The organism is Hansschlegelia plantiphila (genome assembly GCF_027922265.1).
Lineage (GTDB): Bacteria > Pseudomonadota > Alphaproteobacteria > Rhizobiales > Methylopilaceae > Methylopila > Methylopila plantiphila.
Map to the genome: position 1 here is coordinate 41,858 of NZ_BSFI01000023.1, position 16,006 is coordinate 57,863.

Sequence of the window (16,006 nt, forward strand, 5' to 3'; positions counted from 1 at the left end):
GGAGCGCGCAGGCTAACCCGCGGCGCCCCGGACGCGGCTCTTCTCAGGTGGAGGGCTTGCTCGGTTTCGGCGACGCCTCCTCGCGCTGTTTGGCGATCTGCTCCGGCGTGATCGCGCCGGGCTGGTAGCCGAACTGGCTGCGGACGTAGTTGCCGAGCGCGGCGAGCTCGCGGTCGTTATAGGCGCCCGTGAAGGGATGCATGAACATCAGGCCCTGGCGGGTGTTGAGCTGGGTTCCCTCGGTCAGCACCTTCACGAGATTCGTGCCGGCGGGATCGGCCGCCGTGTGAGCCCCCCCGAGCGCCGCCCATGGCGACTGGCGGCCGGCGCCGTTCGGCAGGTGGCAGCCGGCGCAGGCCTGGGCGAACAGCCGTTCGCCGAGCGGGTCGGCCGGTCCCGGAGACGCCCCTGCGACCGCCGCCGGCGGTCCGTCGGGCTGGCCGGGGACGCCGCGCAGATAGGTGACGATCGCCTTGATGTCCTCGGGCTTCAGATGGCTCAGGCTGTGCTCGACCGCCTCGGCCATCGGACCCGAGGCGGGCCCGCGTCCCGCCGTCTGGCCGGTCGACAGGTATTCGGCGAGCTGTTCGTCGGTCCAGCCGCCGAGGCCGCTCTTCGGATCGCTCGTCAGGTTGTAGGCGAGCCAGCCCTCCTGTTCGGCACCGGCGAACTTCTTGCTGTTCTTCAGCCCCATCGTGAGGTTGCGCGGCGTGTGGCATTCGCCGCAGTGGCCGAGGGTGTCGACCAGATAGGCGCCGCGATTGTACTCGGCCGACTTCGCAGGATCCGGTTCGAAGCGCTTGTTGGGGTTGTTCAGCAGGTTCCAGAACATCATTCCCCAGCGCTGGTTGAAAGGGAAGCCGATGTCGTTTTCCGGAGCCGGCGCATGCACCGGGGCCAAGCTCATGAGATAGGCCTTCACCGCCAGCGCGTCCTCGCGGCTCATGCCGGTGTAGGAGGCGTAGGGCATCGCGGGGTAGAGATGCTTGCCGCCGCGGCCGACGCCCTCGTGCAGCATGCGGACCCAGTCGTCGTCGCTGTAGCCGGCGATGCCGGTCGTCTCGTCCGGCGTGAGGTTCGGCGAGTAGAGAACGCCGAACGGCAGCTTGAAGGGCCGGCCCCCGGTGAACTGCTTCCCGCCGGGAACGGTGTGACAGGCCACGCAGTCCGCGGCGCGCGTCACGTATTCGCCGCGAGCCACGAGATCGGACTGGGCGTCCGCCCGCGCGGAAACCGGCGCGAAGGCGAGAACGAGCGCCGCCGCGGCGGCGATGTTGCGTATGAGACCGGTCATGATCATGCGCCCCGCAGGCCGCTTGCGAACGGCATCTTGCGAAGCCGCTGTCCGGTCGCCGCGAATATCGCATTGCCGAGCGCAGGCGCCGCGGCCGCGGTGCCGGTCTCTCCGACGCCACCCGGCGCCTCGCTGTTGCGGATCTGGTGAACCGAGATCTTGGGCGCCTCGTTGATCCGCATCGCGCGGTAGTCGTGGAAGTTGCTCTGGTCCACGGCGCCGCCGGTCAGGGTGATCTCGTTGTACATCGCGGTGCTCAAACCGAGGATCAGGCCGCCCTCGATCTGCGCGACCACGGTGTCGGGATTGACGGTGAGCCCGCAGTCGATCGCGACGGTGGCCTTGCGCAGGAGGATCTCGCCCTTCGGCGACACCTCGACCTCCATGACGCAGGAGACGTAGGAGCCGAAGGCGAACTGCACGCTGACGCCGCGCCCGCAGCGGGGCGGCAGAGGCGAGCCCCAGCCCGACTTTTCGGCCGCGAGGTTCAGCACGGCGAGCGCCCGCGGGTTCTTGCCCAGCATGCTGCGCCGGTAGGCGACCGCATCCTGCTTGGCCGCGACGGCGAGCTCATCCATGAAGCTTTCCGTCACGAACACGTTGTGCGTCGGCCCGACGCCGCGCCACCAGCCGGTGTTCATGCCGTCGGATTCGTGGCGGACATAGTCCACGAAGGTGGCCGGGACCTCGTAGGGGGTGTCGGCCGCGCCCTCCACGGCGTCGGGGTCGAGGCCGCCCTTCATGCCGGGAGGCGCCCAGCGCGCCATCACGGACGAGCCGGTCACCCGGTGCGTCCAGCCGACGAGCTTGCCGTCGCCGTCGAGGCCCGCGCTCACCCGGTCGTAATAATACGGCCGGTAGTAATCGTGGCGCAGATCCTCCTCGCGGGTCCAGACCAGCTTGACGGGGTAGCTCACCTGCTTGGCGATCTTGGCGGCGACCTCGACGCTGTCGACGTCGAGCCGCCGGCCGAACGCGCCGCCCATGTAGAGATTGTTGACCGTGACCGCCTCGGGCGCGAGGCCCGCGGCGTCGGCCACAGCCTTCTGCGCGCGCACCGGCACCTGCGTGCCGACCCAGATCTCGGCCTTGTCGGGCTGGATGTGCAGCGTGCAGTTCAGCGGCTCCATCGGCGAATGCGACAGGAACGGCAGCTCGTAGATCGCCGACAGCTTGGTGGCCGCCTTGTCGATCGCGGACGCCGCGCCGCCTTCGTCCTTCGCGACCACGCCCTGTTTCTGCGAGGCCTTGTCCATCGCCGCGACCAGCGACGTCAGCGTGACGGCCCCGTTGGCGCCGCCGTCCCAGACGGGAGCGAGCGCCTCGAGGCCCTGCTTGGCCGCCCACATGTGATCGCCGATCACGGCGACCGCCTCGTCGCCCGCGCGGATCACGTCGCGGACGCCCGGCACCTTGCGGGCCGCCGCCTCGTCCATCCGCACGAGCCTGCCGCCCTTGGTCGGCACCAGCGCCAGGGTGCCGAACTTCATGTCCGGGACCTTGGCGTCGATGCCGAACACCGCCGTTCCGTCCACCTTGGACGGGGTGTCGATGCGCTTGGCGTTGGTGCCGAGCAGCTTGAACTCGGACTGTTCCTTGAGCTTCACCTCGGTCGGGATCGGCTCGCCAGCCGCCGCGCTCGCGACGTCGCCGAAGCCTAGCGTGCGGCCGCTTTCGTCGTGATGGATCACGCCGCGCTCGACGTGGCATGTCGCGGGATCGACGCCCCACTGCTTCGCGGCGGCGCCGACGAGCATCACCCGCGCCGTCGCGCCAGCCTGCCGAAGCCGCGTCCAGTCGCTGCGGATCGAGGTCGAGCCGCCGGTGGCCTGGTCGCCGAGGTTCGGGTCGACGTATTTCTTGATGTCGGGCGGGGCCGGCTGGACGTGGATCTGGTCGAGCCCGACCTCGAGCTCTTCGCCGACCAGCATCGCCTGGGCGGTGTCGATGCCCTGACCCACCTCGGTGTGCGGAGCGATCAGCGTGATCTTGCCGGCCGTGTCGATCTGCACGAAGGCGTTCGGCATGAAGGAGCCGCCGGCGTCAGCCGCGGCGCCCTGCGCGCGCGCGAGGCCGGGAAGCCTCAGGCCGAGCAGCAGGCCGCCGCCCGCAAGCACGCTCGCCTTCAGCAGAAAGCGGCGCGACGGCGCTTCAAGTTCGTTGATGCGCATGGTTCAAGCCTCCGCCGCGGAATGGATCGCGTCGCGGATGCGCACATAGGTGCCGCAGCGGCAGATGTTGCCGGACATCGCGGCGTCGATATCGGCGTCGGTCGGCTTCGGCGTCTGGGTGAGCAGCGCCGCGGCCGACATGATCTGGCCCGATTGGCAGTAGCCGCACTGGACGACTTCGTTCTCGAGCCAGGCCTTCTGAACCTTGGCTCCCGCCGGCGTTCGGCCGACCGCCTCGATGGTGGTCACCGGCTTCTCGCCGAGCGCGCCGACCGGATAGAGACAGGACCGGACGGCCTCGCCCTCGACGTGAACCGTGCAGGCGCCGCATTGCGCAATGCCGCAGCCGAACTTGGTGCCGGTCAGGCCGAGCACGTCGCGCAGCACCCAGAGCAGGGGCATGTCTTCGGGAACGTCGACCTGATGGGTCTGACCGTTGATGTGAAGGCTTATCAAAGTGGTCGCTCCTCGGATCGCACGGGACGTGACGGCCGCCGCGCGTTGATCTCGAAGCGCCGGCGGAGGTCCGTCCGCGGCGCTGGAGCTCGCTAGTTTAGACCTGATTGAAATAAGCCATCTATGGGCCAACATTCCCGACTTATCGGACATGGATGTCCGCAATCAGGGGCCTTGAAATTGGACAGTCTCGGCGCACTGAGCGCGTTTGTGAGGGCGGCGGAGGCGCGCAGCTTCACCGAAGCCGGGCGGCAGCTCAGCCTGTCGTCCTCGGCGGTCGGCAAGGCGGTGGCGCGCTTGGAGGAGAGGCTCGGCGTGCGCCTGTTCCACCGCAGCACGCGCAGCATGAGGCTGACCCAGGAAGGCAAGCTGTTCCTCGAGAGCTGCCGGCGGATCTTCGCCGAGGTCGAGACCATCGAGCTTGAATTTGCGCAAACAAAGGGGGCCCCGCAGGGCAAGCTGCAGGTCAGCCTGCCCCTCGTCGGCACCCTGCTGATGCCGACGCTCAGCCAGTTCATGCTGGCCTACCCGGAAATCCAGCTCGAGGTGGATTTCACCGACCACATCGTCGATGTGATCGACGGCGGCTACGATGTGGTGGTGCGCACCGGCGAGGCCGGCGACTCCCGGCTGATGTCGCGCACCCTCGGCACCTTCCGGCTGGAGGTGGTCGGAGCGCCCGCCTATTTCGCGCGCGCCGGAACGCCGACCACGCCGGAGGATCTGACGGCCCACGCCTGCCTGCACCACAAATACCCGACGAGCGGCAAGCTGCAGCGCTGGCCTTTCGCCAGACGACCGGGCGGACACGACGTGGCGCTGCCGATCACCGCCGCCTCGAGCACGGTAGAGCCGCTGATCTCGCTCGCCGAATTCGGCGTCGGAATCGCCTGCGTGCCCGATTTCGCCGTCCGCCGGCAGATCGCCGAGGGCGCGCTGGTCGCAATCCTCGGAGATGACATCGACCATGTCGGCGTGTTGCGCGCAGTGTGGCCGACCAGCCGCTACCTCTCCCCCAAGGTCAGGGTGTTCGTCGACTTTCTGGCGGAGAATCTGTTTCCGGCCGCGCCGGCCGGCGCCTAGCGGGCAGTATCCGTCGTTCGCCATCCGATCCGATTGCGCCGGACGGTCCAATTCTTGAGCGAATATTTACGGCGTTCGCGCAAGCTGCGCACGATCCGACGACACGCTGGCGCTTATGTCTCATCCTCAATCGCGTTTCGCCGCCACTTTCGGCCGCCGCATCATGATTCCGCTCGTCGGGGTGCTGATCGTCGCGCTCGCTCTCGTCTTCGCGCTGCTGTGCAGTATCTCCAATCAACTCGACGCTGAGTCCGAAGCAAGATCGGTCGCCTTCACTCAGTTGGCGTGGTCCGAGCGGACGGACGCCCAGTCCAAGCTGCTGTCGGACTATGCGGGTTGGGGGGACGCCTACGCGAACCTTCATACGCGCGTGAATCTTGAGTGGGCCTATACGCAAGGCAACCTCGGGCGCTCGCTCTTCGAGCGATTCGATTTCGGCTACATCTTCGTCATCGCGCCGGACGGGAGCACGGTCTACGCCGTCATAGACGGCGTTCTCGCCAATGTGCAGGCGGGCGACGTGATGCAGGGCGACCTCAGGGGCCTCGTGGACAAGGCGGCCGCAGCGCCGGCTAACGAAACGCTGGCGATTTCGGGCGTTCTGTCGGCGGGCGGCGATCCCGTGATCGTCTCGGCCGGCGCCTTCTCGACCGGGGGCGACGGATCGATCCCGCAGCAGGACGGCCCGCCGTCCGTTCTCATTCTCGGCGAGCGCATGTCGCCCGCCGCCCTCGACAAGCTCGGGCGCGGCACCTTCGTGAACGGCCTGCGCGTCGCTCGCAACGGCGACGACGCCAAGGCGGCGCCCTCATTGCGCATCGGCGAAGGCGCGTCGGCGTTCACGTTGCGCTGGGATCCGGAGCGTCCCGGAACGCGTCTGCTCGAAACGTTTCTGCCGTGGCTGGTGGTGACGGTGGCCGGAGTCATCGCGCTGCTTGCGCTCGCCGTGCGCTCCGCGATGAAGGCGGCCGCCCTGGCGCAGAGCGGCGCCGCAAAGCTTGCAGAAGCCTATCGCGACGCCGAGCATCAGGCGCTTCACGATCCGACGACGGGCCTGCCGAACCGGTCGATGCTGACGAAGCAGATGACGGAGGCGCTATCGCGCAAGGGTTCGCGATTCGCGGTGCTCCATCTCGATCTCGACCGCTTCAAGTCGGTCAACGATGGGTTCGGCTATTCCGTAGGCGATCTGGTTCTGAACGAAGTCGCGAAGCGCCTCTGCAAGGCCGTGCGGGGCGGCGATCTCGTGGCGCGGGTCGGCGGCGACAAGTTCGTCATGATGGTTCGCCGGATCGACGGCGCGGACGTCGAGGCGCTCTGCCGCCGTCTGCTAGAGGCGATCCGCCAGCCCATCGAGGTCGAGAGCCATGTCGTCCATGTCGGGCTGTCGATCGGCGTCACTCTGGCGCCCGAGGATGCGGCCGACGCCGAAGGCCTGCTGCGTCGCTCTGGCATTGCGCTTCACCAGACGAAATCCAATGGCGGCGGCGCCTATCGTTTCTTCGCATCCGAGATGAACGACCAGATTCTAAAGCGTCGCGGGCTCGAGGCGGACATGCGACGCGGTCTCGACGCCGACGAATTCTTCCTGCTCTATCAGCCGCGCTACGACGCCCGCTCGATGCGGATCCGGAGCGTCGAAGCGCTCGTACGCTGGCGCCATCCCGAGCGCGGCCTTGTCGGTCCGGCGGAATTCATTCCGCTTGCGGAGGAAACAGGGCTGATCGCCGCGCTCGGCGTCCATGTGCTCCGGCTCGCCTGTCGTCAGGCGATCGAATGGCCGGGGATCGGCGTATCGGTCAACGTGTCGCCGGTTCAGTTCCGCGGATCCGATTTCGTCGCGACGGTGAGCGAGGCGCTGTCCGTGACGGGGCTCGCCCCGGCCCGGCTCGAACTCGAACTGACGGAAGGGGTGCTGCTCGAGGACACCGAGCGCGCGGGGCTCATCCTCAACAGCCTGAAGGCGCGGGGGATCCAGCTTTCGATGGATGATTTCGGGACCGGGTATTCTTCGCTCGGATACCTCAAGCGCTTTCCGTTCGACGCCATCAAGATCGACCGGAGCTTCATCGCCGATCTCCATGCTGTCGGCGAGTCCCGCGCCATCGTCCAGGCCATTCTGGGGCTCGGTCGGGCGCTGGGCATCTCGGTGACGGCGGAAGGCGTGGAGACCGCCGAACAGCTGACGCTCCTGCGCCTTGATGGATGTGACGAAGTGCAGGGCTTTCACATGGCCCACCCTTCCAAGGCGGAGGACATCCCACGCCTTTGCGCGATGGCCGAGGCTGCGAGCAGGTCCTCCTGACGGCCGCCGTCACTCCACGGTTTCGAGCTGCCGGCTGAAGGTGAGCGACGCCAACGTGCAGGCCGCGCCGGACAGCAGGTAGACCCCGACCGCCGCGATGCCGAAGCTGCTGGAGAGGCCAAGCACGACCAGCGGCGCGAATCCGGCGCCGACGAGCCAGGCCAGGTCGGAGGTCAGAGCCGAGCCGGTGTAACGGTACTTGCTTGAGAATTTTGAGGCGACCGCGCCGGACGACTGGCCGAAGGCGAGGCCCAGCAGGCCGAAGCCCAGCATGATGAAGCCGGTCTGGCCGCCGACGCCGCCGGCGAGCAGAAGGGGCGCGACGAAGCTGAACGCCGCGATCAGGCCGGCGGAGATCCCAAGGAGGGTGCGCCTGCCGATCTTGTCGGCGATCGCGCCGGACGCGATCACCGTGACGATCATGATCGAGGCGCCGACCATCTCCGTCACCAGGAATTCCCCGGGCGACTGGGTGGAGAACAGCGTCACCCAGGAAAGCGGGAAGATCGTGACGAGATGGAACAGCGCGAAGGTCGCGAGCGGGGCGAAGGCGCCGATGATGACCTTGCCGCCCTCGGCCCAGATCATCTCGAACACCGAAGTCGGTCGAAGCTCGCGCTGGTCGAGCAATTCGGAGAACTGCTCGGTCATCACGAGCCTGAGGCGTGCAAACAGCGCGACGACGTTGACCGCGAAGGCCACGAAGAACGGGTAACGCCAGCCCCAGTCGAGGAAGTCCGCGGTGGACAGCGCGCTGACGAAGAAGGCGAACAGCCCGCTCGCCAGAAGGAAGCCGAACGGCGCGCCGAGCTGCGGCATCATCGCATACCAGCCCCGCTTCTCGTCAGGGGCGCTGAGCGCGAGCAGCGAGGCGAGGCCGTCCCAGGCGCCGGCGAGCGCAAGGCCCTGTCCGATTCGGCAGGCCGCGAGCAGATAGACCGCGGCGTAGCCGATCTGGCTGTAGCCGGGCAGGAAGCTGATCGCCGCGGTCGATATGCCAAGCAGGAACAGCGCGATGGTCAGCTTGACGCCGCGGCCGAGCTTCCGGCCGATCTCCATGAAGATCACCGAGCCAATCGGTCGCGCGAGGAAGGCGAGCGAGAACAGCGCAAAAGAGTAGAGCGTCGCCGTCAGCCGGTCGATTTCCGGGAACAGCAGGTTCGGGAACACGAGGACCGACGCCGTGCCGTAGACGAAAAAGTCGAAGAATTCCGATGTCCGCCCGATGACGACGGCCATGGCGATCTCGTTGGGCGAAACCTTCGAGTGGCCGCCGGCGTGTCCGGTCGCTTGCTCGATCGACGAGCCGTTCGGCAGGGCGAGGTCTTGGCTCATCGGTCCGAGCGCTCCTTCGAAATCATCCGTCTCGAGTGCGAACTGGCGTCCGCGATCGATTGTGCTCTTGCGAGATAATGCCGCAAGGCGTCTGTTGCACCTTTCAATACCCTCTCTAGCGGTTCATCCGATAGGACAAACCGTCCAATGTCGCCGGCGGCCCCAAAAGGCCTACGGGAGGACGGAACGCCCTGTCATGACAGAAGATCAGCCTGACCGTGACCAAACTCCGCAGACTCGTCCTGCTCCCCCTGTTGGGCCTGCTTTCCGGCTGCAACATGGTTGTGCTGAATCCGTCCGGCGACGTGGCCGCGCAGCAGCGCGACCTCCTCATCGTGTCCACCGCGCTGATGCTGCTCATCATCGTCCCGGTGATCGTGCTGACGCTGTTGTTCGCGTGGCGCTACCGCTCGTCGAACAAGGACGCCGTCTACGCTCCCGAATGGGCGCACTCGACCGGCCTCGAGGTCGTGATCTGGTCGGCGCCGCTGGTGATCATCATCGCGCTTGGCGCGATCACATGGGTGAGCACGCATCTGCTCGATCCCTATCGTCCGATCGAGCGCCTCGACGCGTCGCGGCCGATCCCCGAAGGCGTGAAGCCGTTGACGGTGCAGGTGGTCGCGCTCGACTGGAAATGGCTGTTCGTCTATCCCGATCTCGGCGTCGCGACGGTGAACGAGCTCGCGGCCCCGGTCGACACGCCGATCGCGTTCAAGATCACCGCGTCGTCGGTCATGAACTCGTTCTACGTCCCCGCGCTCGCCGGCCAGATCTACGCCATGCCCGGCATGGAGACGAAGCTCCACGCCGTCATCAACAAGCCAGGCGATTATGAAGGCTTCTCCGCGAACTACAGCGGTCAGGGCTTTTCGGGCATGCGCTTCAAGTTCCGTGGCCTCGGTCGCGAGGACTTCGACAAGTGGGTCGCGTCGGTGAAGGCCGACGGCGGCGGCCTAGAGCGGCAGGACTATCTCGCGCTGGAGCGCCCGAGCGAACGCGAGCCGGTCCGCCATTACGCCTCCGTTGCGTCCGATCTGTACGACGCGATTCTCAACCGCTGCGTCGACCGCTCGAAGATGTGCCAGAGCGACATGATGCGGATCGACGCGCAGGGCGGCCTCGGCGTCGCCGGCGTCGAGAACGTCATCACCCTCGGCAAGGATGGGCGCGACCGCGCGTTCGCCAAGAGCTATGTCGCGGCGGTCTGCACGCCGGAGGCTCCGCGCGCCAGCGTGGCCTCTGAAGCTCCCGTGGGCGGCCGCTCCGGCGAGCCGCCGATCTTCGAGATGAAGGCCACGCGCACGTCCTTCGTCAGCGACGGCCGCTCCCCGGCCGCTCGCGCCGTCTCTTCGGAATGACAGGTAGCCTGATGTCCATCAGCCCGGACCTTCTGACCTTCGTGTTCGGCCGTCTCACATTCGAGGCGCTGCCTTTTCACGAGCCGATTCTCGTCGCGACCTTCGCCGTCGTCGCTCTCGGCGGCGCGGGGCTGCTCGCGCTGCTGACCTACCTCAAGGTCTGGGGCTATCTCTGGACCGAGTGGCTGACGACGATCGACCACAAGAAAATCGGCGTGATGTACATCATCATGGCTGTGATCATGCTGGTGCGCGGCTTCTCAGACGCCATCATGATGCGGCTCCAGCAGGCGATGGCCTTCGGCGACGCGCAGGGTTATCTGCCGCCGGAGCACTACGACCAGATCTTCACGGCGCACGGCGTCATCATGATCTTCTTCGTGGCCATGCCGCTGATCACGGGCCTGATGAACTTCGTCGTCCCGCTTCAGATCGGCGCCCGCGACGTCGCCTTCCCGTTCCTCAACAATTTCAGCTTCTGGATGACCGCGGGCGGCGCCGTCCTGGTGATGATCTCGCTGTTCATCGGCGAGTTCGCCAAGACCGGCTGGCTCGCCTATCCGCCGCTGTCCGGCATCGCCTACAGCCCGGGCGTCGGCGTCGACTACTATATCTGGTCGCTGCAGATCGCCGGCGTCGGCACGCTGCTGTCGGGCGTCAACCTGATCGCCACGATCGTGAAGATGCGCGCGCCCGGCATGACGCTGATGCGCATGCCGATTTTCACCTGGACGGCGCTCTGCTCGAACATCCTGATCGTCGCCAGCTTCCCCGTGCTGACGGCGACGCTCGTGCTGCTCTCGCTCGACCGCTACGTCGGGACCAACTTCTTCACGAACGACTTCGGCGGCAGCGCCATGATGTACGTGAACCTGATCTGGATCTGGGGCCACCCGGAGGTCTACATCCTGGTTCTGCCGGCCTTCGGCGTGTTCTCCGAGGTCACCGCGACGTTCTGCGGCAAGCGGCTGTTCGGCTATGCGTCGATGGTCTACGCGACCGTCGTCATCACGATCCTCTCCTACCTCGTCTGGCTGCACCACTTCTTCACGATGGGGTCGGGCGCGAGCGTGAACTCGTTCTTCGGCATCACGACGATGATCATCTCGATCCCGACGGGCGCCAAGATCTTCAACTGGCTGTTCACGATGTATCGCGGCCGCATCCGCTTCGAGGTGCCGATGCTGTGGACCGTCTCCTTCATGGTGACGTTCACGATCGGCGGCATGACGGGCGTGCTGCTCGCCGTCCCGCCCGCTGATTTCGTGCTGCACAACAGCCTGTTCCTGATCGCTCACTTCCACAATGTGATCATCGGCGGCGTCGTGTTCGGCATGTTCGCCGGCATCACCTACTGGTTCCCGAAGGCCTTCGGCTTCAGGCTCGACCCGTTCTGGGGCAAGATGTCGTTCTGGTTCTGGACGGTCGGCTTCTACTTCGCCTTCATGCCGCTCTACGTGCTCGGCCTGATGGGCGTGACCCGGCGGGTGAACCACTTCGAGGATCCGTCGCTTCAGATCTGGTTCGTCATCGCGGCTTTCGGCGCGGTCCTGATCGCGATCGGCATCGCCTCCTTCCTGATCCAGCTGTTCGTCAGCTTCCGCAGGCGCGAGGCGCTCAAGGACGTCACCGGGGATCCGTGGAACGGCCGGACGCTGGAGTGGTCGACGTCGTCGCCGCCGCCGGCCTACAACTTCGCCCTTACGCCGGTCGTGCACGATCTCGACGCCTGGGAGGACATGAAGCGCCGCGGCTATGTCAGGCCGACCGAGGGCTTCATTCCGATCCATATGCCGAAGAACACCGGCGCCGGCGTCATTCTGGCCGGGGTCAGCGTCGTGATCGGCTTCGCGATGATCTGGCACATCTGGTGGCTCGCCGGGCTTGGCTTCGTCTCGCTGCTGGCGATCGCGATCGGTCATACGTTCAACTACAACCGCGACTTCCACATTCCGGCCGACGAAGTGGTGCGGACCGAGGGTCGGCGCACCCAACTGCTCGCGGCGGGGGCCTGATCGATGTCGACCCATACGACCATCACGCCGGGCGACGCCGACACGCCGATGTTCTACCTGGCGGAAGAGCATCATCCCGAGAACGGGACGCTGCTCGGCTTCTGGATCTATCTGATGAGCGATTGTCTCATCTTCGCGGTGCTGTTCGCGATGTACGGCGTGCTCGGACGCAGCTATGCGGCCGGGCCGTCGGGCGCCGACCTGTTCGACCTGACGACGGTCGCGATCAACACGGCGATGCTGCTGTTCTCCTCCATCACCTATGGCTTCGCCATGCTGGAGATGGAGAAGGGACGGCAGGGGCCGACGCTCGTCTGGCTGGTGATCACCGGCCTGTTCGGGCTCGCCTTCGTGGGCCTCGAACTGACGGAGTTCGCCCACCTCTTCCATGAGGGCGCGACCCCGCAGCGCAGCGCGTTCCTGTCCTCGTTCTTCACGCTGGTCGCAACCCACGGCCTGCACGTGAGCTTCGGCATCGTCTGGCTGATCACGCTGATGGTCCAGGTGGTCCAGAAAGGCCTGATCCCGGAGAACAAGCGCCGGCTGATGTGCCTCAGCATGTTCTGGCATTTCCTCGACGTCGTCTGGATCGGCGTCTTCACCTTCGTCTATCTGATGGGGAGCCTGCGATGAGCGCCGACGCCCACGCCGCCCACGACGCGCTGGCCGAGCACCACGACGGCGCGAGCCACGGCTCGATGCGCGGCTACCTCACCGGCTTCTTCCTCTCCGTGATCCTGACGGCCATTCCGTTCTGGCTGATCATGGGCGACGTGTTCCGCGACGCCAGGACGGCGGCGATCGTCGTGCTGGTGTTCGCGGTCGTCCAGATCTTCGTGCACATGATCTACTTCCTCCACATGAATACGAAGTCGCAGGGCGGCTGGACCATGCTCGCCATGATCTTCACGGTCGTGCTGGTGGTGATCACTCTGAGCGGCTCGTTCTGGGTGATGTTCCACCTCAACGCCAACATGATGCCGATGTCGGTTCACGACATGAACAAGCTGCCGTGACGGCGCGCGACGGCGGTTCCGAGCGGCGGCCTAAGGACTAAGGTCGCGCGGCCGCCAGGCTTTCCCGATGTCCAGTGAAGACCAGCCGGCTTCCTCTCCCCGCTCGGCGCTGACGCTCGGGGCGATCGGACTCATGGCGCTTGCGGCGTTCGTCGGTCTGACGTCGCTTGGCGTCTGGCAGATCGAGCGGCGCGCATGGAAGGTCGACCTGATCGAACGGGTCGACCAACGTGTCCATGCCGAGCCTGTCGCCGCGCCCGGACCGGCCGAGTGGCCCGGGATCACGCCTCAGTCCGACGAGTACCGGCGCGTGACCGTCACCGGCTCTTTCGCGAACGACCGCGAAACCTTGGTGCAGGCGTCGACCGAACTCGGCCCGGGCTTCTGGGTTCTGACGCCGTTGCGCTCGAGCCGAGGCTTCGAGATCCTGATCAACCGCGGCTACGTTCCCGCGGACCGTCGCGATCCCGCCACGCGCGCGGCGGGGCGGCCGTCAGGGCAGGTCACGGTCGTCGGCCTGCTGCGGATGACCGAGCCCGGGGGCGGCTTTCTCCGTTCGAACGACCCTGCGGCCGACCGCTGGTATTCCCGCGACGTCGCCGCGATCGCCGCGCGGCGCGGACTTGAGCAGGCGGCTCCCTATTTCGTCGACGCCGACGCGACGGAAAATCCCGGGGGCTGGCCGGTCGGCGGCCTCACCGTGATCGCGTTCAACAACAACCATCTCGTCTACGCCGCAACCTGGTTCGGTCTCGCCCTGATGGTCGCGTTCGGCGCGTGGCGGGTGTTTCTGCACGAGCGCCGGATACGGCGGCGCGGATCGGTTCATAAGCCCGGCTACTGACGGGCGCGGCGATCGGATAAGGTCGGGCCGTGATCGCAGACTCCGCTCAGCACGACGACTCGACCGGCCGCAAGAACATGATGCAGCTGATCCAGCTGCGCTGGATCGCGGTCGTCGGGCAGGTCGTCACGATCGCCGTCGTCCAGTTGGCGTTCGGGATCGCGCTGCCGCTGCCGGCGATGGCCCTGGTGCTTGCAGGTCTCGTCGCGCTCAACGTCGCCAGCCTGTGGCGGTTGAAATCGGGCGCCGCGGTCGCCAACGCCGAGTTGTTCCTGGCGCTGGCGTTCGATGCGCTCGCGCTGACCGTCCAGCTGTTTCTGAGCGGCGGCGCCACCAATCCCTTCGTGTTCCTCTACCTCCTGCAGGTCACGCTGGCGGCCATGCTGCTCGAGGCGTGGTCGACATGGGCGATGGTGGCGATCGCCGTCGCGTGCTTCGTCGGGCTGATCTCGTTTTTCCAGCCGCTGGCGCTGCCGTCGAACGTCTCGGGCGATCTCTTCGAGCTGCACATCAAGGGCATGTTGGCGTGCTTCGCGCTCGACGCGGCGCTCCTCGTCGTCTTCGTCGGACGCATCGGACGAAACCTCCGGGAGCGCGACGCCCGGCTCGCGGCTCTCAGGCAGCAGGCCGCGGAGGAGGATCACATCGTGCGCATGGGCCTGCTCGCCTCCGGCGCCGCCCACGAGCTCGGCACGCCGCTGTCGACGCTCGCGGTCATCCTCGGCGACTGGCGGCGGATGCCGGCGCTCGCGGCCGACCCCGAGCTTTCGAGCGACATCGCTGCGATGCAGGCGGAGGTGAGCCGCTGCAAGTCGATCGTCACCGGCATCCTGCTGTCGGCCGGCGAGGCGCGCGGCGAGGCCCCGATCGTCACGACGGTGAAGGCGCTGCTCGCCGACGTCGTCGCCGATCGCCGGTCGGCCAGGCCGGTGGGCGAGATCGCCTATCAGGACCGGTTCGGCGAGGATCTTTCCATCGTCTCCGACGTCTCCCTGAAGCAGGTGATCTGCAACGTCATCGACAACGCGATCGAGGCGTCGCCGCGCTGGGTCGGCGTCGCCGCGCGCCGGGACGGTGACTCGCTGGTCCTGACGGTGAGCGACGCCGGCCCGGGCTTTGCGCACGGCATGATCGAGAACCTCGGCAAGCCCTATCATTCGAGCAAGGGGCGGCCGGGCGGGGGGCTCGGCCTGTTCCTCGTCACCAACGTCGTCCGCAAGCTCGGCGGCGCGGTGGCTGCGCGCAACCGCCAGGAGGGCGGCGCCGACGTCACGCTCACTCTGCCGCTCGCGGCGCTTGCGATAGGGAGGCCGACCGCCGATGCCGGCTGACTGCACGCTCGTCATCGTCGACGACGACGCCAATTTCGCGAACACGCTGCGCCGCTCGTTCGAGCGGCGGGGATACGACGCCATCGTGGCGTCGAGCCTCGGCGAACTCGTCGAACTGCTGAAGACGCGCTCGCCAGGCTATGCGGTGGTCGACCTCAAGCTCGGCGGCGCCTCGGGGCTCGCCTGCGTGCAGGCGCTGCACGCGCACGATCCGGCCATGCTGATCGTGGTGCTCACCGGTTTCGCCAGCATCGTGACCGCGGTCGAGGCGATCAAGCTCGGCGCCAGCAACTATCTCGCCAAACCCTCGAACACCGACGACATCGAGGCGGCGTTCGCCCGAACGGCCGGAGACGCCAGCGCGCCGCTGACGGAGCGGCCGACATCGATCAAGACGCTCGAATGGGAGCGCATCCACGAGACGCTGATCGAAACGGGCTTCAACATCTCTGAGACCGCCAGGCGCCTTGGCATGCACCGCCGCACGCTCGCTCGGAAGCTCGAGAAGCGCCAGGTGAAGTGACCGGGCCGGAAGCCCCGCACTAGGGGTCGCGCCGGATCGTTTCGGGCGGACGTCTGCGCGTCGTCCCGGCCTCGCGGGCGTCCACGACTGACGGCGACCGGAACTCTCTACGGCCAAGTTGGAGATCTGCTCTTCGCCGCCATCCCGGTGGTGGAGGCGGGCGAAGCCGGTCATGCGTCAGGACCGTGATCCGACGAAACAAAATACAAAATCTATCGACTTAATAAAAAATGCTTGACCCCACGGTTCGGCGGCGGCACCATCATGCCACT

The 16,006-nt window shown here is 66.8% G+C and carries 13 protein-coding genes; 9 read left to right on the forward strand and 4 right to left on the reverse strand.

The genetic code is table 11. The features are described 5' to 3' along the window. Nucleotides 1-43 precede the first annotated feature (43 nt). The 3 genes from PKE75_RS16790 to PKE75_RS16800 are packed head-to-tail and all read right to left on the reverse strand — an operon-like array spanning nucleotide 44 to nucleotide 3,921. On the reverse strand, nucleotides 44-1,294 hold the full coding sequence (locus PKE75_RS16790) for a c-type cytochrome (protein WP_271169902.1): 1,251 nt from the start codon (nucleotides 1,292-1,294) through the stop codon (nucleotides 44-46). Nucleotides 1,295-1,296: 2 nt separating this feature from the next. Continuing rightward, nucleotides 1,297-3,465 carry a xanthine dehydrogenase family protein molybdopterin-binding subunit gene (locus tag PKE75_RS16795; protein WP_271169903.1) on the reverse strand — a complete coding sequence of 723 codons (2,169 nt, stop codon included), beginning with the start codon at nucleotides 3,463-3,465 and terminating at the stop codon, nucleotides 1,297-1,299. Between the two features lie 3 nt (nucleotides 3,466-3,468). Then, on the reverse strand, nucleotides 3,469-3,921 hold the full coding sequence (locus PKE75_RS16800) for a (2Fe-2S)-binding protein (RefSeq protein ID WP_271169904.1): 453 nt from the start codon (nucleotides 3,919-3,921) through the stop codon (nucleotides 3,469-3,471). Nucleotides 3,922-4,101: 180 nt separating this feature from the next. Here PKE75_RS16800 and PKE75_RS16805 point away from each other — a divergent pair, with 180 nt between their 5' ends. Both PKE75_RS16805 and PKE75_RS16810 read left to right on the forward strand, forming a co-directional pair. Beyond that, nucleotides 4,102-5,004: a LysR family transcriptional regulator gene (locus PKE75_RS16805; RefSeq protein ID WP_271170096.1), complete on the forward strand. Its 903-nt coding sequence runs from the start codon at nucleotides 4,102-4,104 to the stop codon at nucleotides 5,002-5,004. Between the two features lie 115 nt (nucleotides 5,005-5,119). Beyond that, complete coding sequence (locus tag PKE75_RS16810; RefSeq protein ID WP_271169905.1) at nucleotides 5,120-7,309, forward strand: putative bifunctional diguanylate cyclase/phosphodiesterase; 2,190 nt, start codon at nucleotides 5,120-5,122, stop codon at nucleotides 7,307-7,309. Between the two features lie 9 nt (nucleotides 7,310-7,318). Here PKE75_RS16810 and PKE75_RS16815 read toward each other — a convergent pair whose 3' ends face one another. Continuing rightward, the gene (locus tag PKE75_RS16815; protein WP_428979156.1) at nucleotides 7,319-8,644 is read right to left on the reverse strand and encodes an MFS transporter; all 1,326 of its coding nucleotides are present in this window, start codon (nucleotides 8,642-8,644) and stop codon (nucleotides 7,319-7,321) included. Between the two features lie 278 nt (nucleotides 8,645-8,922). On the opposite strand from PKE75_RS16815, the gene cyoA reads away from it, so the two are divergent. The 7 genes from cyoA to PKE75_RS16850 all read left to right on the forward strand — a co-directional run bounded on the left by cyoA (nucleotide 8,923) and on the right by PKE75_RS16850 (nucleotide 15,734). Then, nucleotides 8,923-10,005 (forward strand): ubiquinol oxidase subunit II, encoded by a 1,083-nt coding sequence (gene cyoA / locus PKE75_RS16820; protein WP_428979161.1) that lies wholly within the window; start codon nucleotides 8,923-8,925, stop codon nucleotides 10,003-10,005. An 11-nt stretch (nucleotides 10,006-10,016) separates the two neighbouring features. After that, nucleotides 10,017-12,020, forward strand: coding sequence for a cytochrome o ubiquinol oxidase subunit I (cyoB, locus tag PKE75_RS16825; RefSeq protein ID WP_271169907.1), 2,004 nt, complete (start codon nucleotides 10,017-10,019; stop codon nucleotides 12,018-12,020). A 3-nt stretch (nucleotides 12,021-12,023) separates the two neighbouring features. After that, nucleotides 12,024-12,653 carry a cytochrome o ubiquinol oxidase subunit III gene (gene cyoC / locus PKE75_RS16830; protein WP_271169908.1) on the forward strand — a complete coding sequence of 210 codons (630 nt, stop codon included), beginning with the start codon at nucleotides 12,024-12,026 and terminating at the stop codon, nucleotides 12,651-12,653. Then, nucleotides 12,650-13,036: a cytochrome o ubiquinol oxidase subunit IV gene (cyoD, locus tag PKE75_RS16835; RefSeq protein WP_271169909.1), complete on the forward strand. Its 387-nt coding sequence runs from the start codon at nucleotides 12,650-12,652 to the stop codon at nucleotides 13,034-13,036. Before cyoC ends, cyoD begins: the two co-directional genes overlap by 4 nt. Nucleotides 13,037-13,103: 67 nt before the next feature. Continuing rightward, nucleotides 13,104-13,880: an SURF1 family protein gene (locus tag PKE75_RS16840; RefSeq protein ID WP_428979157.1), complete on the forward strand. Its 777-nt coding sequence runs from the start codon at nucleotides 13,104-13,106 to the stop codon at nucleotides 13,878-13,880. Between the two features lie 29 nt (nucleotides 13,881-13,909). After that, entirely contained in the window at nucleotides 13,910-15,211 is a 1,302-nt protein-coding gene (locus PKE75_RS16845; protein ID WP_309298826.1) for an ATP-binding protein, read from the forward strand. Then, entirely contained in the window at nucleotides 15,201-15,734 is a 534-nt protein-coding gene (locus PKE75_RS16850; RefSeq protein WP_271169910.1) for a response regulator transcription factor, read from the forward strand. The genes PKE75_RS16845 and PKE75_RS16850 overlap by 11 nt, the downstream gene beginning before the upstream one ends. The last annotated feature ends 272 nt before the right edge of the window (nucleotides 15,735-16,006 follow it).